The sequence below is a fragment of the Mesorhizobium sp. M1409 genome (assembly GCF_040317535.1).
Classification (GTDB): domain Bacteria; phylum Pseudomonadota; class Alphaproteobacteria; order Rhizobiales; family Rhizobiaceae; genus Mesorhizobium.
In genome coordinates this window covers 108,429-127,414 of sequence record NZ_JAMYKV010000004.1, presented here as the reverse complement: position 1 = coordinate 127,414, position 18,986 = coordinate 108,429, and the positions used below count along the sequence as shown (strand labels likewise).

At 63.8% G+C, this 18,986-nt stretch carries 22 protein-coding genes and 3 pseudogenes; 11 read left to right on the top strand and 14 right to left on the bottom strand.

Features of this window, described 5'->3' with window-relative positions:
• Window positions 1–30 precede the first annotated feature (30 nt).
• The 3 genes from NKG99_RS05260 (at window position 31) to NKG99_RS05250 (ending at window position 2,355) form a co-directional block, all read left to right on the top strand.
• Window positions 31–618, top strand: coding sequence for a 5-formyltetrahydrofolate cyclo-ligase (locus NKG99_RS05260; protein WP_352865129.1), 588 nt, complete (start codon window positions 31–33; stop codon window positions 616–618).
• A gap of 70 nt (window positions 619–688) precedes the next feature.
• Window positions 689–1,513: a TIGR00282 family metallophosphoesterase gene (locus tag NKG99_RS05255; RefSeq protein WP_352631978.1), complete on the top strand. Its 825-nt coding sequence runs from the start codon at window positions 689–691 to the stop codon at window positions 1,511–1,513.
• A 74-nt stretch (window positions 1,514–1,587) separates the two neighbouring features.
• Window positions 1,588–2,355 carry a TerC family protein gene (locus tag NKG99_RS05250; RefSeq protein ID WP_352864933.1) on the top strand — a complete coding sequence of 256 codons (768 nt, stop codon included), beginning with the start codon at window positions 1,588–1,590 and terminating at the stop codon, window positions 2,353–2,355.
• 5 nt (window positions 2,356–2,360) lie between these two features.
• Here the strand turns inward: NKG99_RS05250 and NKG99_RS05245 are convergent.
• Window positions 2,361–2,600, bottom strand: a pseudogene (locus NKG99_RS05245) (SRPBCC family protein); the annotation flags it as partial.
• Window positions 2,597–2,743: pseudogene (locus tag NKG99_RS05240) on the bottom strand (SRPBCC domain-containing protein); the annotation flags it as partial. The pseudogenes NKG99_RS05245 and NKG99_RS05240, both read right to left, overlap by 4 nt.
• Here NKG99_RS05240 and NKG99_RS05235 point away from each other — a divergent pair.
• The 3 genes and pseudogenes from NKG99_RS05235 to NKG99_RS05225 form a co-directional block, all read left to right on the top strand.
• Window positions 2,743–2,907 (top strand): annotated as a pseudogene (locus NKG99_RS05235) (ArsR/SmtB family transcription factor); the annotation flags it as partial. The pseudogenes NKG99_RS05240 and NKG99_RS05235 sit on opposite strands and share 1 nt — an antisense overlap.
• 234 nt (window positions 2,908–3,141) lie before the next feature.
• Window positions 3,142–3,891 (top strand): YebC/PmpR family DNA-binding transcriptional regulator, encoded by a 750-nt coding sequence (locus NKG99_RS05230; RefSeq protein WP_352864930.1) that lies wholly within the window; start codon window positions 3,142–3,144, stop codon window positions 3,889–3,891.
• Window positions 3,888–4,184: an Rdx family protein gene (locus NKG99_RS05225; RefSeq protein WP_352864928.1), complete on the top strand. Its 297-nt coding sequence runs from the start codon at window positions 3,888–3,890 to the stop codon at window positions 4,182–4,184. Before NKG99_RS05230 ends, NKG99_RS05225 begins: the two co-directional genes overlap by 4 nt.
• Before the next feature lie 18 nt (window positions 4,185–4,202).
• Here NKG99_RS05225 and NKG99_RS35920 read toward each other — a convergent pair whose 3' ends face one another.
• Together NKG99_RS35920 and NKG99_RS05220 are read right to left on the bottom strand one after the other, a co-directional pair.
• Window positions 4,203–4,352 carry a glycine zipper domain-containing protein gene (locus NKG99_RS35920; protein ID WP_502910880.1) on the bottom strand — a complete coding sequence of 50 codons (150 nt, stop codon included), beginning with the start codon at window positions 4,350–4,352 and terminating at the stop codon, window positions 4,203–4,205.
• 79 nt (window positions 4,353–4,431) lie between these two features.
• Window positions 4,432–4,911 carry an anthrone oxygenase family protein gene (locus tag NKG99_RS05220; RefSeq protein ID WP_352864926.1) on the bottom strand — a complete coding sequence of 160 codons (480 nt, stop codon included), beginning with the start codon at window positions 4,909–4,911 and terminating at the stop codon, window positions 4,432–4,434.
• 127 nt (window positions 4,912–5,038) lie between these two features.
• Between NKG99_RS05220 and NKG99_RS05215 the strand changes: the two genes are divergently transcribed.
• Window positions 5,039–5,680 (top strand): TetR family transcriptional regulator, encoded by a 642-nt coding sequence (locus tag NKG99_RS05215; protein ID WP_352864924.1) that lies wholly within the window; start codon window positions 5,039–5,041, stop codon window positions 5,678–5,680.
• An 84-nt stretch (window positions 5,681–5,764) separates the two neighbouring features.
• On the opposite strand, the gene rpmE is transcribed toward NKG99_RS05215, so the two are convergent.
• On the bottom strand, window positions 5,765–5,986 hold the full coding sequence (rpmE, locus tag NKG99_RS05210; RefSeq protein WP_023800009.1) for a 50S ribosomal protein L31: 222 nt from the start codon (window positions 5,984–5,986) through the stop codon (window positions 5,765–5,767).
• A 206-nt stretch (window positions 5,987–6,192) separates the two neighbouring features.
• Here rpmE and NKG99_RS05205 point away from each other — a divergent pair, with 206 nt between their 5' ends.
• On the top strand, window positions 6,193–7,992 hold the full coding sequence (locus NKG99_RS05205) for an ABC transporter transmembrane domain-containing protein (protein WP_352864922.1): 1,800 nt from the start codon (window positions 6,193–6,195) through the stop codon (window positions 7,990–7,992).
• A 35-nt stretch (window positions 7,993–8,027) separates the two neighbouring features.
• Here NKG99_RS05205 and NKG99_RS05200 read toward each other — a convergent pair whose 3' ends face one another.
• Window positions 8,028–9,515, bottom strand: coding sequence for a carboxypeptidase M32 (locus tag NKG99_RS05200; protein WP_352864920.1), 1,488 nt, complete (start codon window positions 9,513–9,515; stop codon window positions 8,028–8,030).
• Between the two features lie 141 nt (window positions 9,516–9,656).
• Between NKG99_RS05200 and NKG99_RS05195 the strand changes: the two genes are divergently transcribed.
• Entirely contained in the window at window positions 9,657–10,010 is a 354-nt protein-coding gene (locus NKG99_RS05195; protein WP_352864918.1) for a DUF1304 domain-containing protein, read from the top strand.
• Between the two features lie 126 nt (window positions 10,011–10,136).
• On the opposite strand, the gene NKG99_RS05190 is transcribed toward NKG99_RS05195, so the two are convergent.
• The 8 genes from NKG99_RS05190 to NKG99_RS05155 form a co-directional block, all read right to left on the bottom strand.
• On the bottom strand, window positions 10,137–11,168 hold the full coding sequence (locus NKG99_RS05190) for a peptidoglycan -binding protein (RefSeq protein ID WP_352864916.1): 1,032 nt from the start codon (window positions 11,166–11,168) through the stop codon (window positions 10,137–10,139).
• A gap of 1 nt (window position 11,169) precedes the next feature.
• Window positions 11,170–12,195 carry a MotA/TolQ/ExbB proton channel family protein gene (locus tag NKG99_RS05185; RefSeq protein ID WP_352864914.1) on the bottom strand — a complete coding sequence of 342 codons (1,026 nt, stop codon included), beginning with the start codon at window positions 12,193–12,195 and terminating at the stop codon, window positions 11,170–11,172.
• 106 nt (window positions 12,196–12,301) lie between these two features.
• A complete protein-coding gene (gene trhA / locus NKG99_RS05180; protein WP_352864912.1) occupies window positions 12,302–12,988 on the bottom strand; it encodes a PAQR family membrane homeostasis protein TrhA in 687 nt (228 codons plus the stop codon).
• Window positions 12,989–13,109: 121 nt separating this feature from the next.
• A complete protein-coding gene (locus tag NKG99_RS05175) occupies window positions 13,110–13,910 on the bottom strand; it encodes an inositol monophosphatase family protein (protein WP_352864910.1) in 801 nt (266 codons plus the stop codon).
• Window positions 13,911–13,934: 24 nt separating this feature from the next.
• Entirely contained in the window at window positions 13,935–14,501 is a 567-nt protein-coding gene (efp, locus tag NKG99_RS05170; RefSeq protein ID WP_013529127.1) for an elongation factor P, read from the bottom strand.
• 139 nt (window positions 14,502–14,640) lie between these two features.
• On the bottom strand, window positions 14,641–15,675 hold the full coding sequence (locus NKG99_RS05165) for a tetratricopeptide repeat protein (RefSeq protein ID WP_352864908.1): 1,035 nt from the start codon (window positions 15,673–15,675) through the stop codon (window positions 14,641–14,643).
• A 1-nt stretch (window position 15,676) separates the two neighbouring features.
• Window positions 15,677–16,324, bottom strand: coding sequence for a thiamine phosphate synthase (locus tag NKG99_RS05160; protein ID WP_352864906.1), 648 nt, complete (start codon window positions 16,322–16,324; stop codon window positions 15,677–15,679).
• A 132-nt stretch (window positions 16,325–16,456) separates the two neighbouring features.
• The gene (locus tag NKG99_RS05155; RefSeq protein WP_352864903.1) at window positions 16,457–17,374 is read right to left on the bottom strand and encodes a DMT family transporter; all 918 of its coding nucleotides are present in this window, start codon (window positions 17,372–17,374) and stop codon (window positions 16,457–16,459) included.
• A gap of 132 nt (window positions 17,375–17,506) precedes the next feature.
• Here NKG99_RS05155 and NKG99_RS05150 point away from each other — a divergent pair, with 132 nt between their 5' ends.
• Complete coding sequence (locus tag NKG99_RS05150) at window positions 17,507–17,986, top strand: Lrp/AsnC family transcriptional regulator (protein ID WP_127268483.1); 480 nt, start codon at window positions 17,507–17,509, stop codon at window positions 17,984–17,986.
• 202 nt (window positions 17,987–18,188) lie between these two features.
• Window positions 18,189–18,959, top strand: a complete 771-nt coding sequence (locus NKG99_RS05145) for a sulfite exporter TauE/SafE family protein (protein ID WP_352864900.1) — start codon at window positions 18,189–18,191, stop codon at window positions 18,957–18,959.
• Window positions 18,960–18,986 lie beyond the last annotated feature (27 nt).

The following is an 18,986-nucleotide window of genomic DNA, read 5'->3' as shown; positions in this document are numbered from 1 at the left end:
CCCAGCCCTGTCCTTTTCTACCTTGGCCGCATGACCTCTCCCAGAGACCTGAAAAAGCAGCTTCGCCGCGAGGCACTCGGGCGCCGCGACGCGCTCGATGAGTTCTGGCGGGTCGAGGTCGCGCTCGAAATGGCCGAGACGGCGCGCGATCACCTCCACATCGAGGCGGGCCAGATCGTTTCCGGCTTCTGGCCGATGCGTTCGGAAGTCGACGTCAGGCCGCTGATGTTTGCCTTGCGCGAGAAGGGCGCACGGCTTTGCCTGCCGGCCATTCTCGACAAGACCACCATCGTCTTTCGCGAGCTGGTGCGCGGCGCGCCGATGGTCGACATGGGTTTTGGTACGATCGGCCCGCATGAGGAAGCCGAGGTGCTCGACCCCTCGGTGATGCTGGTTCCGCTCGCCGCCTTCGATGCGCGCGGCCATCGCATCGGCTATGGCGCCGGCTACTACGACCGCGCTATCGCCAGGCTGATCGACAACGGACAGCCGCCGCGACTGATCGGCATCGCCTTTGATTGCCAAGAGGTGGCGCAGGTGCCGGATGAGGAGCATGACGTCATCATCGCGGAAATACTCACCGAGAGCGGGTTGCGCCGCTTCGTGCCAAAATTGTAGATAAATGGACGCATGATCTTCCACTGGCGTCATGCAACTTTTGCTTTGCTGACTTTCGGTGCGGGATCTTATGAGACTTCTCTTCCTCGGTGACATGGTTGGAAAAACGGGACGCACGGCGGTGTGGGAACAACTGCCGGGGCTGATCTCCGATTTCAAACTCGATTTCGTGATCGTCAACGGCGAGAATGCCGCCGGCGGCTTCGGCATTACCGAAGACATCTTTCGCGAGACGATCGCGGCCGGCGCCGATGTCGTCACCACCGGCAACCATGTCTGGGACCAGCGCGACGCTTTGGCCTTCGCGCCGCGCGAAGAGCGCTTCCTGCGCCCCTCCAACTTTCCCAAGGGCACGCCCGGACGCGGCTCCGGCGTCTACATCGCCAGGAGCGGCGCGCGCGTGCTGGTCGCCAACATCATGGGCCGCGTGTTCATGCATCCCGAGCTCGACGACCCGTTCCAGGCCGGCGAACGCGAGCTTGCCGCCTGCCCGCTCGGCGAGCAGGCGGACGCGGTGGTCATCGACTTCCACGCCGAGGCGACCTCGGAAAAGATGTGCTTCGCGCATTTCGTCGATGGCCGCGCCAGCCTCGTCATCGGGACCCACACCCACCAGCCGACCGGCGATCACCAGATCCTCAATGGCGGCACTGGCTATATGTCCGACGCCGGCATGTGCGGCGACTATGATTCCTCGCTCGGCATGGACAAGGAGGAACCGCTCAACCGGTTCCTGTCGAAGGTACCGAAAGGGCGCTTCGAGGCCGCGACCGGACCGGCGACATTGTGCGGCGTCGGCGTCGATATTTCCGACCGCACCGGGCTGACCGAGCGGATCGCGCCGTTTCGTCGCGGCCCACGGCTGGAGGAAACCGCGCCGTCCTTCTGGTCGTGACATTGATATAGGCGCGCTTAGTACCTAATTGCCGGCGACACTGCTCTAGATCGTTAAAAGAGGGGACGACCTCCATGCAGCTCATCGAATTCCTGGCGCCGCATTTTCAATTCGTGTCCGATCCAACAGCCTGGGTCGCGCTGCTGACGCTGGTGGTGCTCGAGATCGTCCTCGGCATCGACAATCTGATCTTCATCTCGATCCTGACCAACAAGCTGCCGCAAGCGCAAAGGGCCCGCGCCCGCCGGCTCGGCATTTCGGCGGCGCTGATCATGCGGCTGGTGCTGTTGGCCACCATTTCCATCATCGTCCAACTGACGACGCCGGTCTTTACGGCCCTCGGCCACGGCTTCTCCTGGCGCGACCTGATCCTGATCGCAGGCGGCCTGTTCCTGGTCTGGAAGGCGACCAAGGAGATCCATCACACGGTCGATCCCGACGACCACAGGGATACGATGCTGGGCGAGACGCTGCAGATCAGCCTTGCCGGCGCGATCTTCCAGATATTGCTGCTCGACCTCGTCTTCTCGATCGATTCGATCATCACCGCCGTCGGCATGACCGACGAGATTGCCATCATGTACATCGCCGTGATCGTCGCGGTGAGCGTGATGATGCTGGCGGCCGGACCGCTGGCGGATTTCATCGCCAGGAACCCGAGCATCGTCATGCTGGCGCTGGGCTTCCTTTTGATGATCGGCATGACGCTGATCGCCGACGGCATGGGTTACCATGTGCCGAAGGGTTATATTTACGCGGCGATGGGCTTTTCGGCGCTGGTCGAGGGGCTCAACATGCTGGCGCGGCGGCGCAAGAAGGCGAAGTCGGGCGGCGGGCACTGAGGAAACTAATTGGTCGGCACACTCTTCGGGTGACGGTCGCCGATCAGGCCGAGCGTCAGGCCTTGCTCCAGCCACGCCTTGGCGCCGGCCAGCACGAGGGTGAAGCCGCCGGTTGAATCGACGGCTTCTTTTACTTGCTGATCGCCGTTGCCGGCGAAGCCGAAATTGCGAACCTCCAGAAAGGTCGCGTCGCCTGGCATTTCCGTGAAGGTCCAGACCACCGTGGTCGGCGGATCGCTCCACCGACCGCGCCTTCCCGCCAGCCGCTCTCGGCGATGGTGACGAAGGTACCGCCATCGTCGAGCGGCTCGAAATTCATCTCGATGCGGGTCTTGTAGGCGGGCTTGCCGTCGGCGTCGGTGGCATCCCAGCGCAGCACGATGCGCCTGCACCGTGATGCTGCATCTCAAGGTGCTGGAGGAGGCCGACCTGATCGTCGCGCGGCGCGACGGACGCGAGCGCTGGAACCATCTCAACGCGCTGCCGATCAAGCAGATCCACGACCGCTGGATCAGCCAGTATGCAGGCCACGCGCTCAGCATTATCGACCGAAGTCGGATCTGGAGGCGTGAGCGATGGCGGCGACCCATGTCGTGCGTCCCCTACGCCGTGTGGCTGGACGAATTGAGCCGATTTATCTATAAGCCGGCCATTCCGACAGAGAACGCCGTGCTTCCACGAGTTGCACCTGGGACGCTCTGAAATTTTGAATTCGAGCATTGCGGAAGACGAAGGTGAGATCACCTCGCTTCGGGATGCTCTAGCCGAGAAGACGACAGGGGTGCCATGGCTGGCCATTCACAGTTCAAGAACATCATGCACCGCAAGGGCCGCCAGGATGCGGTGCGGTCGAAAATGTTCTCCAAGCTGGCGCGCGAAATCACCGTCGCCGCCAAGAGCGGGACGCCCGATCCATCGATGAACCCGCGCCTGCGCCTGGCGATCCAGAACGCAAAGGCGGTGTCGATGCCGAAAGACAACATCCAGCGCGCCGTCAACAAGGCCTCGATGGGTGACGCCGAAAATTACGAAGCCGTGCGTTATGAGGGCTATGGTCCAGGTGGCGTCGCCGTCATCGTCGAGGCCCTGACCGACAACCGCAACCGTTCGGCGTCGAACGTGCGCGCCGCCTTCACCAAGGCCGGCGGAGCGATGGGCGAAACCGGCTCGGTGTCGTTCATGTGGGACCGTGCCGGCGAGATCTACTATCCGGCAGCGGCCGGCAGCGCCGACAAGATCATGGATGCGGCGATCGAGGCCGGCGCCGATGATGTGGAGTCCGACGAAGAAGGCCACACGATCTATTGCGCCTTCGAAAATCTCGGCGAGGTATCGAAGGCGCTGGAAGGCGCGCTCGGCGAGGCCGAATCGGTGAAGCCGATCTGGCGGCCGCAAAACAATGTTCCGGTCGACGAGGAGCGGGCCCAGTCGCTGATGAAGCTGGTCGCCACGCTCGAGGATGACGACGACGTGCAAAGCGTCTACGCCAACTTCGAGGTCGATGACGAGACCATGGCAAAGCTCAGCGCGGCATGAGCGAAAAAGCGCTTCCCATCATCCGCATCACCTATTGCACGCAGTGCCAATGGCTGCTGCGTGCCAGCTGGATGGCGCAGGAGCTACTGTCGACCTTCGGCACCGATCTCGGCGAGGTGACGCTGGTGCCCGGCACCGGCGGCATCTTCACCATTTCCTGCAACGACACTCTGGTCTGGGACCGCAAGCGCGATGGCGGCTTTCCAGACGCAGCCAAACTCAAGCAGCTTGTGCGCGACGTCATCGATCCGGATCGCGATCTCGGCCATTCGGATCGGAAAACAAAGGCCTGAAGGTCGCCGGCACCGCCGTCATTTGGGCCGCAAGGCTCCGAAGGCGGCGCCTATGGCAATGCCCATAGCGATGCCGATTGGCAGATCATCCAGAGCGGCACCGATCGCCGTGCCGACACCAACTCCGATTGCCATGCCGAAGGCCATGTTTGAGTACTGATCCTTCAAAACGCATCTCGCAAACGATCGCCGTGAATTTCAAGCGCGGAGACACACTGTCGATCACCGGCGGCTCCGCGCGTTGTCGTCAACGCACAGCGAACCAGAAGGATGCCAATGCGGCTATGCCGCTGATGGTGCGGACATGGTTCCACATCACCCATTCATTGAGGTAGCGCGACCACAGGCTTGCGCCGCTGGCGCTTGCCGGATCGACGGCGGCGAGCGCATCGTTGAGCGGGACGTTGAAAACCATCGTCACCACCACGACGCCGATCAGATAGACCAGGCTGCCGGCAATCAGCCAGAGCGAACCCGGCTGGCTCCAGCCCATCACCGCGCCGGCACCGACAATGAGGCACGCAAGCGCCGTGCCGAACAACGCTGTCATGAACAGCGGCGTCACAGCCGTCACGTTGATCGAATTCATCGCGGCGATGCCGCCGGCGGCCGGCATGCGTGCGAGGCCCGGCACGACGAAGCTGGAAAAGGCGAAGAAGACGCCGCCGATGATTCCCGAGCCGATTGCGGCGACGAAGACGAGGATGGGTAGAAGTTTGGCAATCATGTCATTGCTCCAGATGCCTGTTGCGGGTTCTTCGGCATTTAAAATGTGACTAATCCTCACATTTGTAAAACGTGATAAACACTCGTATTTTCCTAGTCAAGCGATTTTTCCGGCACTGGAGTTAGCAATGGAAGACACGGCCGCGCGGATTTCCCCTCAGGAGCAGGTCGCTTCGCCGCGCCGGGCGCCGAGCCAGCAGCGCAGTCGCGAGCGGGTCGAGCGCATGCTCGCCGCCGCTTCGGCGCTGATTGCCGAGCAAGGCAGCGACGCCATGCGCATGGGTGAAGTGGCGGAGCGGGCAGGGGTATCGATCGGCTCACTCTACCAGTTCTTTCCGGACAAGCGGGCGATCATCTGGGCACTGGCCGAGCGCTACACCGCAGAGAGCCAGGCCTGCATCTCGGCCGCACTCGCCGGCGTCGGCGATGCCGAAGGCCTGAGCCAAGCGTTTTCGGAGCTGGTCGATATCTATTACCGGTTGTTCCTGGCCGAGCCGGTGATGCGCGACATCTGGTCGGGTACGCAGGCCGACAAGGCGCTGCGACAGCTCGAACTCGCCGACAGCCGGGCCAATGCGGAGTTTCTGTCCGCGGTGCTGAAACGGCTGCGACCGACGGCCGATCCGGTGGCGCTGGAAACGACGGCGTTCCTGGTCTGGCAGATGGGTGAAGCCGCCATGCGGCTGGCGATCTCGGTCGAGCGCCAGGAGGGCGACAGGCTGGTCGCCGCTTACAAGCGGATGGCGCTCAGGGAATTGCTGGCTGAATAGCAGGCGGAAAAGCGCGAGGATGAATGCTGCAACAAAAAACCCGCCACAAGGGCGGGTTTTCCGATCCGAGAAAGATTATCGCGCTTAGAGGCCGAAACCTTCGAAACGCTTCTTGAACTTCGACAGGCGGCCGCCGCGGTCGAGCAGGGTCTGCTGGCCGCCGGTCCAGGCCGGGTGGGTGGTCGGGTCAATATCGAGGTTCATCGTATCGCCTTCCTTGCCCCAGGTCGAACGGGTCGTGTATTCGGTGCCGTCGGTCATGACGACCTTGATGGTGTGGTAATCGGGATGAATGTCGGTCTTCATGGTTCGGTTCCTGGCTTGCCGGCGCTGCTGACGGGCATGAGCCTGCGTCGATGCGCCCCTTTTTAAAACTCGAAGCCGCAGCTATTGAGGAGCCACGGCTTCTAAAACGGTCGGCGAGCCTATACATCAGCCGGAATTGAATCACAAGGCCGCGGCAAGCGCATATTGAAGCGCATGCCTCAAGGGCGGCTAGAGGAAACACTGGGATGGCGCAAATCAGCAGCGCAGACGAGCGCCGGCGCTCGCTCAAGCCGCTCGGGCGCCTGTTTCCGTACATCACGCACTATCGCACGCTGGTCATCGGCGCCATCATCTCACTGGTCATCGCCGCGACAACGACCTTGGCGCTGCCGCTGGCGGTACGGCGCATGATCGATCATGGGTTCTCGTCGGCCAACACCATTTTCATCGCCGAATATTTCGCCGCGCTGGTGGCGATGGCCGCGCTGCTGGCGGCGGCATCGGCCGGCCGCTACTATTTCGTCATCACGCTCGGCGAACGCGTCGTCGCCGACATCCGCCGTGATGTCTTTGCTCATGTGACGACGCTGTCCCCTTCCTTCTTCGATACCGCCCAGTCGGGCGAGATCGTGTCGCGGCTCGCCGCCGACACGACGCAGGTCAAGTCGGCGGTCGGGGCGACGGCCTCGGTCGCGCTGCGCAACGTCATCCTTGGCCTCGGCGCGGTGGGGATGATGGTAATCACCAGCCCGAAACTGTCCGGCCTCGTCATTGCCGTCATTCCCGTCATCGTGCTGCCGCTGGTCGCCTTCGGCCGTTCGGTGCGACGCAAGTCCCGACAGGCGCAGGATACGCTGGCCGATGCCACAGCCTATGCGAGCGAACAGATCGGCGCGGTGCGCACGCTGCAGGCCTTCACCAACGAGAAGCTGGTCACCGGCCATTTCTCCGCCGCGGTGGAAGCCGCTTTCGAGGCGGCGCGCGCCTCGATCTTCGCGCGCTCCTTCCTCACTTTCTTTGCCATTTTCACCATCTTCTCGTCGGTCGTGGCGGTGCTGTGGTTCGGCTCGCGCGACGTGCTCGAAGGCTCGATAACGCCGGGCACGCTCGGTCAGTTCCTGCTCTATTCGGTGTTCGCCGCCGGCGCGCTGGGCGCGCTGTCGGAGGTGTGGGGCGAGCTTGCGCAAGCGGCGGGTGCCGCCGAACGGCTGACCGAGATCCTGGCCGAGAAACCGGCGATCCATGCTCCGGCAGATCCGAAGCCACTGCCCGCGGTCGCAAAAGGCGAGATAGTCTTCGACAATGTCTCCTTCTCCTACCCGGCACGGCCCGATCGCGCCGCCGTGCACGGTTTGAGCTTTCAGGTCATGCCCGGGGAAACGGTGGCGATCGTTGGGCCGTCAGGGGCCGGCAAGAGCACGGTGTTTTCGCTGATCCTGCGCTTCTACGATCCCGAAACAGGCAAGATCCTGATCGATGGCATCGACGTGCGCGAGGCCGATCCCGTTTCGGTCCGCCAGCGCATCGCCATCGTGCCGCAGGACGTCACCATCTTCGCCGCCACCGCGCGCGACAATATCGGCTTCGGCCGGCCGGGCGCCAGCAAGGCCGAGATCGACACGGCGGCGAAGGACGCGCTGGCCGACGAATTCATCCTCAGGCTGGAAAAAGGCTATGACAGCCAGGTCGGCGAACGCGGCGTGACGCTGTCCGGCGGCCAGCGCCAGCGGGTGGCGATCGCCCGCGCCATCCTGCGCGACGCGCCGATCCTGCTGCTCGACGAAGCCACCTCGGCGCTAGACGCCGAAAGCGAGACGCTGGTGCAGATGGCGCTGGAACGCCTGATGCAGGGCCGCACCACCATCGTCATCGCCCACCGGCTGGCAACCGTGTTGAAGGCCGACAGGATCCTGGTCATGGATGGTGGCTCGATCGTCGAGGAAGGCACGCATCAGAGCCTTGTCGCCAAGGGCGGCATTTATGCGCGCTTGGCCAAGCTGCAGTTCGAAACCGGCGCCAGCGCCTTCAAGGGGGCGGCGGAGTAGTTCAAGCTGTCTGCAATCTTGAAGTGGCGGCCGCCCTACGCGGCTCCATAGCGCTGCTTCAGATGGTTCACGAAATAGGTGGCGTTGAGCTTTTCGCCGGTGGCGCGTTCGAGCAGGTCCGGCGTCGACCAGCATGATCCCTGCGACCAGATTTTTTGGCGGCGCCAGTCGTTGATCGCCTCGAAATTACCTTTGGCAAGATCCTCGTCGGCTAAAGGATGTTCCCGCGTCAGCGCCGCCCATTGCTGCGCCGCCATCATCGCGCCCAGCGTATAGGAGGGGAAGTAGCCGAAGGCGGCGCCCGGCCAATGCACGTCCTGCATAGGCCCGTCGGCGGGGTTGTCGATGGTGGAGAGACCAAGATAGTCGCGCATCTTGGCGTCCCAGGCTTCGGGCAGGTCGGCCACCTCCAGCCGGCCCGAGACGAGGTCCTGTTCCAGTTCGTAGCGCAGGATGACATGCAGGGGATAGGTCACCTCGTCGGCATCGACACGGATCAGGCCGCGCTCGACGCGATGCACATGCGGCAGGATGTCGTCGAGCGACCAGGCTTCGCCGAGATGCTTTTCGACCACCGGCAGCGCCCAGCGCCAGAAGGCCGGGTTGCGGCCGAGCTGCTTCTCGACGAACAGGCTCTGGCTTTCATGCACGGCCATGCCGCGCGCCTTGCCGAGCGGCCAGTGCGACCATGCCTTCGGCAGGTTCTGTTCGTAGAGCGCATGGCCGGTCTCGTGCAGCACGCCCATCAGCGCCGACAGGAAATCAGACGTCTTGTAGCGGGTGGTGATGCGCACGTCGCTCGGCACGCCACCGCAGAAAGGATGGTGCGACACCGATAGCGACCCGTGTGTCAGGTCGAAGCCGACCGCCGCCATCATGGCGAGGCCGAGCTCGCGCTGCCGGTCGATCGCATAGGTGCCCGACAGCGGCTTCAACGGGCGCTTACGCAGCCGCGTTTCCTGGATCGCAAGCGCCTCCGGCACAAAGCTTTTCAGGAAAGCCTTCAGATCGGTGAACACAGGCGTGATGTCGGCGGTGCGGTTGCCGGGATCGTATTGCTCCATCAGCGCGTCATAGGGGGCAAGGCCGAGCACGTCGGCACGCAGCGCCGCCTCCTCGCGCACCAGCGTCACCACGCCCTCCAGCGCCGGCTGGAAGCCCGCCCAGTCGTTCTTGGCGCGCAAGTCGCGCCACAGCTGCTCGCAACGCATGCGCGCGGTCGTCTGGCGTTCGACGAATTCGACCGGCAGGCAGGTCAGATTGGTGTATTGCCGCCGCAGTTCCGCGACAGCAGCCCGTTGCTCCTCACCGAGCGCTTCGCCTTCGGCCGCGGCGATCCAGTCCGCTATCTCCGGCGCCGTTGCCCTGGTGTGATACATGCCGGCCAGTGCCGACATCGCCTCGGCGCGCTTCTCGCCACCGCCGACAGCCATGTGGGTGGCTTCGTCGGCGCCGAGGATGGCCAGCGCATGCTCGAGCGCTTCGAGCTTGTGGCCGAGGTCATCGAGTTTCTGAAAGGACATGGCGGCTTCCGTGATTGAGGACGGCGCGAAAAGATACCAACACAAAGACGTTTGCAACCCTCAGGCACGGTGCGGGGGACGCGTCTTGCGCAGGTGCGGTCATGCGTGAAATGCTGCCGGCAACAATTGAGGGGGAACAACATGATCGGCAACATCCTGGTGGGACTGGTGGCCTTGATCCATATCTACATCGTCTACCTCGAAATGGTGCTGTGGGACACGCCGCGCGGACGCAAGGCTTTCAATCTGACACCCGAATTCGCCAGCGCCTCGAAGGTGCTCGCCGCCAATCAGGGGCTCTACAATGGTTTCCTCGCAGCCGGCCTGATCTGGGGACTTTACCTCGGTGCGGCCGGTCTCCAGGTCAAGGTTTTCTTCCTGTTGTGCGTAACCATTGCCGGCCTCTATGGCGCGGCAACGGTCGGCCGCAAGATCCTGTTCATCCAGACCGTGCCGGCGGTAGTTGCCCTGATCGCGGTCTGGCTTGGCTGGTAGGAAGCTGGGGTGGTAAAAAAAGCCCGCGGGATTGGCCCCCCGAGGGCGTCAGGCGGCCCCTTCCTCTTGGACCGTTTCAGGCGCTGTGGCCTCAGCCGTTCGGGTAGTTGCCGCCGTGATGATGGATCAACGTTCGGTGAGCTTCAGTTCAATGCGCCGGTTCTTGTTGCGCGCCTCTTCGGTGTCGGCGGGATCGAGCGGCTGGAACTCGCCGAAACCGGCGGCGACGAGCCGGTTGGCCGGCACGCCATTCTCGATCAAGAATTTTACCACCGAGGTCGAACGCGCCGTCGACAACTCCCAATTGTCGCGGTAGCGGCCGGTGCCGGAAAGCGGCTTGTTGTCGGTATGGCCGTCGACGCGCAGCACCCAGTTGATCTCGGGCGGGATTTCCTTCTGCAGCTCGATGATGGCGTCGGCGAGCTTCTTCATCTCGACCTTGCCGGCATCGTTGATCACCTCGGAGCCGGTCGGGAACAGCACTTCCGACTGGAAGACGAAGCGGTCGCCGACGATGCGGATGTTCTCGCGGTCGGCGAGGATTTCGCGCAAACGGCCGAAGAAATCGGAGCGGTAGCGGTTCAATTCCTGCACGCGCTGCGCCAGTGCGACGTTCAGGCGGCGGCCGAGATCGGCTATCTTGGTGTTGGAATCGCGGTCACGGGTTTCGGAGACGTTGAGCGCATCCTCGAGCGCGCCGATCTGCTTGCGCAAAGCCGCGATCTGCTGGTTGAGGATCTCGACCTGGCTCAGCGCCTGCTGACTGATCTGGCGCTGGTTGTCGAGTTCGCCGCCCAGCGCCGCGGCGCGCTGGTTGGCGGCGTCGCCGGCACCCGCACCTTGCGCCAGCAATTGTTCGAGCCGGCTCTTTTCCGCTTCAGCCGCCGACAGCGACGCCTGCAGATTGGCCAGCGAGTCATCCTTGTCCTGCGTTGACGAGCGCTCCAGCGCCAGAAGCTGGGTCAATTCGTTGATCTGCGAGTTGAGGCGCGTGAGCGCCGTATCCTTGCCTGAGAGTTCGCGGCCGAGCAGGAACTGCGCCAGAACGAAGACGGTGAGCAGGAACATGATGGCCAGCAGCAGCGTCGACAGCGCGTCGACGAAGCCCGGCCAATAGTCGATGCGGCGATCGGTGCGCCGGCCCCTGGCAAGTGCCACGTCAATGCACCCCTGGCTTCTTCAGGGCGTCGGCGATCTTTTCCAGCGTGTTGCGCATCGCCTTCTGCTCGTCGGACTGGGCCTCGACCCAGTCGCGCATGATCTGCTGTTCCGAGCGCATGTTCTTGACCAGGCCGGAAATGCCGTCGGCGAGATTGGCCATGGCGGTGGCGACGCGCGGATTGGAGCCGCCGCCATTCTCCTGCATGCTGCGCAGTCTTTCCGACAGGACCCGGATCTCGTCCGAGGATTCGGTCTTGGCCGGGTCGGCGACGACAATGTCGGACGACAGGTCCGTAACCGAGGACAGCCAGTTTTCCAGTTCGGTGTAGAAGCGCGTCTGGGCACGGCCGGCCTGCAGGTCGAGGAAGCCGAGCACCAGGGAGCCGGACAGGCCGAACAGCGAGGACGAGAAGGCCGTGCCCATGCCGGCCAGCGGCGCGGACAGCCCTTGCTTCAGCGAATCGAGCACCGCCGCGGCGTCACCGGTGCCCGGGTCGAGCGATTCGATGGTCTCGCGGATCGAGCCGATGGTGTTCAACAGGCCCCAGAAGGTGCCGAGCAGGCCTAGGAACACCAGCAGGCCGACGAGGTAGCGCGAGGTGTCGCGGCTTTCGTCGAGGCGCGTGGCGATGGAATCGAGCATCGTGCGCATCGAACTGGTCGAGAATGCCGTGGCCGAGGAGCGGCCGATCATCGCCTTCATTGGCGCCAGCAGCACCGGTTCGGTGGTCTCCGAGCCGGCCCGGAAGGAGTTGACCCACCGAACTTCGCGAAACAGCCGGCCGACTTGGGCGAAGGCCAAGAGGATGCCGACCACCAGGACGCCCACGATCAGCCCGTTGAGGCCGGGATTGCTGCCAAAGGCGGTCGAGATCTGCCGGGTCAGGATGGCTGCGATGAAGGCGACGATGACCAGGAAGATCATCATGGTCAGCAGGAAGACCTGCGGGCTTGAGAGTTTGTGCGGGTCGTAGATCAGGACGTCAGAGCGTCTGCCCATGCCGAAGGATTTGAGAAAAGCCATCCGTGCCCCGTTTCCGATGCCGCCGCCGATCACGTAAACCGCGACTCTAAACGGAATTGTGACCAAATTGAATGGCGCTTGGCAAGATTGACGCGTCGACTCTGTGTCAGAGCCGATTGATGACCAGACAGTCGACCATGGCGGCCAGATGCAGGCCGGCGCCGGTGACGACGAAACCGTGCCACAGCGCATTGTGGAAGCGCAGCCCCTTCCAGGCGAAGAAGACGACGCCGCAGGAGTAGACGATGCCGCCGGCGACGATGAGGGCGATCGATGTCGTCGGCAGCGTCTGGACCAGCGGCTTGACCAGGATGATGCCGCTCCAGCCGATGGCGAGATAGAAGCCGATGGCCAGCCGGTCGAAACGGCCGGGAAAAAATACCTTGACGGCAATGCCCAGCACCGCCGCGGTCCAGACCAGGACAATCATCCAGCGCGCCAACGGCGAGCCTTCGAGCTGGGCCAGGAAAGGCGTGTAGGTCGCGGCGATCAGCAGATAGATCGCGGCGTGATCGAAACGCCGCAAGACCCATTTCGCCGGCGACGACACTGGCCACAGATTGTAGGTCATCGACACCGACAGCACGGTAAGCAGCGAGACCACATAGAAGGCGGCGGCAATGTATTCGCCCGGCCCGACACGAAAGGCCGACAGCGCCAGCAATGCCGAACCGACCGATATCGCCAGCACGATGCCGACCGCGTGGACGATGCCGTCAGCGATCATCTCGGCGCGCGAATAGTGCCAGCGTCCGATGAATGGGATGTCGGGGGTGGGATTGATGTCGTTCACTGCCGGGTTTCCTGCGCCGAGCGCTCCAATTTGGACGCTCGCCGGGCAGTATTTCAAGTCTTGTTTGCGGTTTTACGACTGCGGCGCTTCAGCGCGGCATGCCTTCAACGCGGCTTGGCTGTCAACGAGAGGAGAGCGGCTTCTTCACGGCCTTCAGCAGGGCTCGCTGGATGATCTCGTTGCCGGCGACAACCGAGCCGTTGTCGAGCATGTCCTGGCCGCCATCCATGTCGGAGACAAAGCCGCCCGCCTCGCGGATCAGAAGCAGCCCGGCGGCGATATCCCAGGGGGACAGGCCCGTTTCCCAGAACCCGTCCATGCGGCCGGCGGCGATATAGGCAAGGTCGAGCGAGGCGGAGCCCATGCGGCGGACGCCGGAGACTTCGGCCATGACATTGCGCAGCTCGACGAGGAAATTGCCGTGATGACCACGGCCGAGATGCGGCATGCCGCAGCCGATCACCGTGTCGACCAGTTTGATGCGTCCGGCGACGCGCAAGCGGCGGTCGTTCATGAAGGCGCCGCCGCCGCGTTCGCAGGTGTAGAGCTCGTCCATCGCCGGGTTGTAGATGACGCCGGCAACGATCTGCCCCTGGCGTTCCAACGCGATCGAAACGGCAAAGAGCGGGATGCCGTGCAGGAAATTGGTGGTGCCGTCGAGCGGGTCGACGATCCAGCGATGCTGGGCGTCGTCACCCTCGACCGCGCCGCGCTCTTCCATCAGGAACGAATAGCCCGGCCGTGCCTTGGACAGCTCGGCAAAGAGGATGTCCTCGGCCTTGCGGTCGGCCTGGCTGACGTAATCGCCGGGGCCTTTCATCGAGACCTGCAGGTTCTGCACCTCGCCGAAGTCGCGCGATAGCGAGCGGCCGGCTTTCATTGCGGCCTGGACCATGACGTTGAGAAGGGCTGAGCGTGCCATAGTGGTTCTTCCTGCTGCTGCGTGTCAGTCCGCGCGGCGCACGTAAGTGATTTCGTTGGTGTCGACGATGATGCGCTCGCCGGCGCCGATGAATGGCGGCACCAGCACGCGGATGCCGTTTTCCAGGATCGCGGGCTTGTAGGACGATGCCGCCGTCTGGCCCTTCACCACCGGGTCGGCCTCGGTGATGGTCAGCGTCACATAGTCGGGCAGCGATATGCCGATCGGCCTCTCTTCGTAGAGCTGAACCGTCACCATCATGCCGTCCTGCAGGAAGGCGGCGCGATCGCCGACGAAGTCCTTGTTCAATTCGAGCTGCTCGTAGCTCTGGGTGTCCATGAACACCAGCGCGTCTTCCTGCGCGTAGAGAAAGGAAAAATCCTTCAGGTCGAGCCGGATCTGCTCGACCGTCTCGGCCGAGCGGAAGCGCTCGTTGAGCTTGGTGCCGTTGATGAGGTTCTTCAGTTCGACCTGGTTGTAGGCGCCGCCCTTGCCGGGCTTGACGGTGTTGGTCCTGACCGCCACCCAAAGGCCGCCATCATGCTCGATGACATAGCCGGGACGGATTTCGTTGCCATTGATCTTGGCCATGATGAGGTGATCCGGAATGATACCAACGGCCTGGCTGTTGGTATGGGGTGTTCGCTGGGAAAGCGATTTCGGCTCCCAAGACCACAAATCGTCAGAAGAGGCAAGGGAGCGCCAAGTCGGCAACGAACCGGAGAGGCGGTTACGGCAGGCGGTTCGCCTTCTGCAATGCCTGCTTGGTCTCGTCGTCGCTCAACCCTTGCAGGAAGTCGTCCATCTGCGGATCGATGAGGCCGGCGCGGCGGGCAACGATGTACCAAGCGCCGGCGAGGACAAGGTCCGGATCGGTGCCGATGCCTTGCATATAGAGTTTTGCCAGGCGGTTCTCGGCGGCGACATTGCCGCCTTCCGCCGCCTGTTTCGTCCAGCCGAAGGCGGATTTCAGGTCGCGCGCACCGCCGCGGCCTTCGATCATCCAGGCGGCGAGGTCGATCTGCGCGGTGTCGTAGTTCTGTCGTGCCGCCTGCGCCAGCAGTCGCCTTGCCTGCGCATCGTCACGCGGCCTGCCGCCGACTCCATTGGCGTAGATCTGCGACATCGCATACTGCGCGTCGGCAAGGCCCGTCGCGGCGGCGCGCTCATAGTAGGAGACCGCCTTCGCGATGCCGGCGTCGCCGGGGTCCTGCTGAACCAGCATCTGCGCGAAATTGAATTGCGCCAGCCGGTTGCCGGCTTCGGCGGCGGCCTGCATCAACGCATAGGCCTCCTTTTCGTCCTTCTTCACGTAGCGGCCGTCAAGCAGCATCAGGGCGTACTGGAACTGCGCTTCGGGCACGCCCTGCTCGGCGGCCAGCGCGTACCATTTCGCCGCCTCAGCCGAATTGAGCGGCACACCAAGCCCGCGCGACAGGATCTCGGCGACGAGCGTCTGCGCCGCCGGATCGCCGTTTTGCGCCCGGAGCAGCGCCAGATTGTAGGCCGTCTTGTAGAGCCCGCGCTGGAAGGCGCCATAGGCCGCGTCGGCGGGTTTTGCGCCGAAGCGGTCAGGGTTGATGGTGTCGGCCGACGGCAGCGGCGCGGGCTCGGCCGTGGTGGCGGGCTGCGGCAGCGGCTTGTCGATCGGCTTGTCGGTGTGAATGCCGATTTCCGGCTTGGGCCGCGGGATGGTCTCCGCGGCCGCTGCCTGGACCATCAGCGCCGCAAGCAGAGCCTGGAGGGGAAGCCTCGCCGAGGGCACGTCAGTCCTCGAAGCGAGGCGCGGTCTCGTCGAGCAGCGCGTTGGCGCTGGCGACCGCTGTCTTGGGATCGGTGCCGTCGGCGAACACAGCGCTCGACAGCGCCACGAATTCGGCACCCGTGGCGCCTACCGCTTCGACCGAGGCGATGTCGGATCCGGCCATGACGATGCACGGGATCTGGATCATATCCGCCCACCATCTGCCGAGCGACAGGTTGCGCGGGTGCGGTTCGGGTTTGTTGTCGTAACCGAAGCGGCCGAAGAAGATGTAGTCGGGCCGTGTCTCGCCGAGTTCGAGCGCGTTGTCACGCGTTTTGGCGCCGCCGGTGCCGACCATCATCCTTGCCTGGAAATGCTCGATCGTCTCGGCCAGCTCGGCCTTGGAGACCTCGACATGGATGCCGTCGGCCTGGACGCGGCCGGCTATGCGGGTGTCGCCGGCGATAATAACGGCCGCGCCGGCGGCTTGCGCTGCCGGCACGATCTGTTCGGCGAAAGCCTGGAAGGAGGCCTCATCCATGCCGTTTTCGGGAAGGATCAGCGAAGCGACGTCGCCGCCTTCGAATGCGGCGGCGATACGGGCCGCCGGCACGCCGGGCGGCGCGATCAGCACTATGCGACAGCGGTTGGGGGGCGTTGCGTCATTCATGGTTCTTCGGGTCCCGCGTTTCGCCTATGCCGGGCGAAGATGGTTGGATTGCGGCATAGAGCAAAGTGCCCGCTTTGAACAGGCGGGCAGCCGGGATCGCGATATTGGCCCGCCGGACGCCGGCGGACCGCTTTACCTGATCGGGTGTGGGCTTGCGACGGGCGTTTTCGACCTCCACAGCGTCCAGCCGAGATTCATGCCGGCGGCGGCGATCAGGATGGCGGTGGCGCCGACGACCTGGCTCAGATGCAGCCGATGGCCGAAGGCGACGACATCGACCAGGATGGCGACCACCGGGTAGATGAAGGACAGCGACCCCTGCAGATGCGTCGGCAGCTTCTGGATGGCGCCATACATCAAAATGTACATCAGGCCGGTGTGGACGATGCCGAGCGTCGCCAGCATGGTCCAGCTCCACGCATCGGCCGGAAGCTGCGAAAAATTGGCGAACGGCGCCAGCATGAGGACGCCGACGCAGACCTGGATCAGTGCGATCAGGTGCGGCGGCGTGCCCTTGAGCTTCTTGGTGACGATGGCGGCAACGGCCCAGAAGAAAGCCGCGCCCAACGCCATGACGATGCCGGTAAAATAGTCCGTGCCGGGCATGCCGGCATTGGCGCCGGCGTCGGGGGCCGACTGTACGATCAGCACCATCCCGGCGAAGGCGATGGCCAGCCAGGTCAGCTTGGTCAGGGTCAGCCGCTCGCCGAAGAAGAGCGCGCCGAAGCCGACCAGCATGAAGGGCTGCGTGTTGTAGACAGCCGTGGCGATCGAGATCGACGCACGGGAGAAAGCGCTGAACAGCAAAAGCCAGTTGACGACGATGGCGACCCCGCCGAGCACGGCGATGCCGATGATGCGCGGCGACAGCCTGTTGCGCAGCAAGCCCAGGACGGTGCAGATGATGAGCAGCGTCAGCGCGCCGAACGCGCAGCGCCAGAACACCACATCCATGATAGGCTGGCCGGACAGGATGACGAACCATCCGATCGTTCCCAGGATCGCCATCGCGGCCGACATTTCGACCGTGCCACGCACTGTATCGTTCATAACAAACCTCCGTATCGGTTAAGCCGTTATAATCTCATGCCGTAACGCGGCTTTCTATCGAATGAGAAAGGAGGTATGGGTAAGACACCTAATTATATTAGGCTCTGGTTCCAAATCAGCGGGAAATGTAAAATGCTGGACGATCTCGACCGAAATCTCCTCGAAATCCTGGTCAAGGATGCACGGACGTCGCTGAAGGAGCTGGCCGCCCAGGTCGGGCTGTCCTCGCCAAGCGTTTCGGAGCGGCTTCGGCGGCTCGAGGAACGCGGCGTCATCCGGGCGTTCACCGTCGAAATCGATCCGCTGGCGCTCGGCTATACGTTGCAGGCGATCGTGCGCATCCGGCCTCTGCCGGGCAAGCTGCACATCGTCCAGAAGCTGATCGAGGAGATCCCCGAATTCGGCGAATGCGACAAGGTGACGGGCGATGACTGTTTCGTCGCCCGTCTGTTCGTGCGTTCGATCGGCGATCTTGACGGGATTTTGGACCGCATCGCCGACAAGGCCGAGACCAGCACCGCCATCATCAAGGCGCAGCCGATCCGGCGGCGGCCCCCGCCGCTCGATGCAACCGCGTCTCGGGACAGGGCAAAGGTCTTGCAGGCATCTTGAACCGGACTAACCCCGGCCGGCTTTCGGAAGCCTGAATCGAAGGATCTCGAGCGGCCAGTGTTCCTGCTGGTCTCGGCCCGCTGATAGGCAGCGCCTGCCATTGGCGGCGCGCAGGAGCCACGTTCATATTTGCTGTCGCTCCGCCCGGGATTCTGGGTTATTCAAGCACCGACACGCTTTCCCTCCGGACCAGTCCCCTCCCATGTCAGGCCTGCTTCTCGATCCGTGGTTCTACGCGGCTGCCATTCCGGCGGTCATTCTGGTCGGCCTGTCCAAGGGCGGGTTTGGCGGCGCCGTCGGCTTCGTCGGCGTGCCGCTGATGGCGCTGACCATGCCGCCGGTGCAGGCCGCCGCTATCCTGCTGCCGATCCTGTGCCTGATGGACATCGTCTCGGTTTGGACATGGTGGGGTGTCTATGACCGGAAGATGCTGTTCGACATGATGCCGGGCGCCGTCATCGGCATTGGCCTTGGCTGGCTTACGGCGGCACTGGTCACCGAAGGGGCGGTGCGGCTGATCGTTGGTGCCGTCGCCATCATCTTCGTGCTGCGCTGGCTCTATCTGCAGTTTCGCCACGGCGCCGACCACGCGGTCGCGCCCAACCGTGTGGCCGCCGCCGTCTGGGGCACGGTCGCCGGCTTCACCAGCTTCGTCGCCCATGTCGGCGGCCCGCCCTTCCAGGTCTATGCCCTGCCGATCCGGCTCGATCCCAAGGTGCTGTCGGGCACGGCGGCGATCTTCTTTGCCGCCACCAATGCGCTGAAGCTGGTGCCCTATTTCGCGCTCGGCCAGTTCGACACCGCCAATCTGACGGCGTCGGCGGTGCTGATGCCGCTGGCGCCGCTGTCGACCATCGCCGGGGCGTGGCTGGTGCGGCGGATGCGCCCGGAAATCTTCTATCCCTTCACCTATGCAACCGTCGCGGTCGTGGCGCTGAAGCTGCTGTGGGACGGCATTGTTGGCTTGATGTAGAAAGGCGGCCGCGCGGCCGCCTTCACC

What these genes read in the sequence shown, in the direction of transcription:
- NKG99_RS05260 (WP_352865129.1), top strand. Translation starts at nt 31, where the DNA reads ATGACCTCTCCCAGAGACCTGAAAAAGCAGCTTCGCCGCGAGGCACTC.
- NKG99_RS05255 (WP_352631978.1), top strand. Translation starts at nt 689, where the DNA reads ATGAGACTTCTCTTCCTCGGTGACATGGTTGGAAAAACGGGACGCACG.
- NKG99_RS05250 (WP_352864933.1), top strand. Translation starts at nt 1,588, where the DNA reads ATGCAGCTCATCGAATTCCTGGCGCCGCATTTTCAATTCGTGTCCGAT.
- NKG99_RS05230 (WP_352864930.1), top strand. Translation starts at nt 3,142, where the DNA reads ATGGCTGGCCATTCACAGTTCAAGAACATCATGCACCGCAAGGGCCGC.
- NKG99_RS05225 (WP_352864928.1), top strand. Translation starts at nt 3,888, where the DNA reads ATGAGCGAAAAAGCGCTTCCCATCATCCGCATCACCTATTGCACGCAG.
- NKG99_RS05220 (WP_352864926.1), bottom strand. Translation starts at nt 4,911, where the DNA reads ATGATTGCCAAACTTCTACCCATCCTCGTCTTCGTCGCCGCAATCGGC.
- NKG99_RS05215 (WP_352864924.1), top strand. Translation starts at nt 5,039, where the DNA reads ATGGAAGACACGGCCGCGCGGATTTCCCCTCAGGAGCAGGTCGCTTCG.
- rpmE (WP_023800009.1), bottom strand. Translation starts at nt 5,986, where the DNA reads ATGAAGACCGACATTCATCCCGATTACCACACCATCAAGGTCGTCATG.
- NKG99_RS05205 (WP_352864922.1), top strand. Translation starts at nt 6,193, where the DNA reads ATGGCGCAAATCAGCAGCGCAGACGAGCGCCGGCGCTCGCTCAAGCCG.
- NKG99_RS05200 (WP_352864920.1), bottom strand. Translation starts at nt 9,515, where the DNA reads ATGTCCTTTCAGAAACTCGATGACCTCGGCCACAAGCTCGAAGCGCTC.
- NKG99_RS05195 (WP_352864918.1), top strand. Translation starts at nt 9,657, where the DNA reads ATGATCGGCAACATCCTGGTGGGACTGGTGGCCTTGATCCATATCTAC.
- NKG99_RS05185 (WP_352864914.1), bottom strand. Translation starts at nt 12,195, where the DNA reads ATGGCTTTTCTCAAATCCTTCGGCATGGGCAGACGCTCTGACGTCCTG.
- NKG99_RS05175 (WP_352864910.1), bottom strand. Translation starts at nt 13,910, where the DNA reads ATGGCACGCTCAGCCCTTCTCAACGTCATGGTCCAGGCCGCAATGAAA.
- efp (WP_013529127.1), bottom strand. Translation starts at nt 14,501, where the DNA reads ATGGCCAAGATCAATGGCAACGAAATCCGTCCCGGCTATGTCATCGAG.
- NKG99_RS05160 (WP_352864906.1), bottom strand. Translation starts at nt 16,324, where the DNA reads ATGAATGACGCAACGCCCCCCAACCGCTGTCGCATAGTGCTGATCGCG.
- NKG99_RS05155 (WP_352864903.1), bottom strand. Translation starts at nt 17,374, where the DNA reads ATGAACGATACAGTGCGTGGCACGGTCGAAATGTCGGCCGCGATGGCG.
- NKG99_RS05150 (WP_127268483.1), top strand. Translation starts at nt 17,507, where the DNA reads ATGCTGGACGATCTCGACCGAAATCTCCTCGAAATCCTGGTCAAGGAT.
- NKG99_RS05145 (WP_352864900.1), top strand. Translation starts at nt 18,189, where the DNA reads ATGTCAGGCCTGCTTCTCGATCCGTGGTTCTACGCGGCTGCCATTCCG.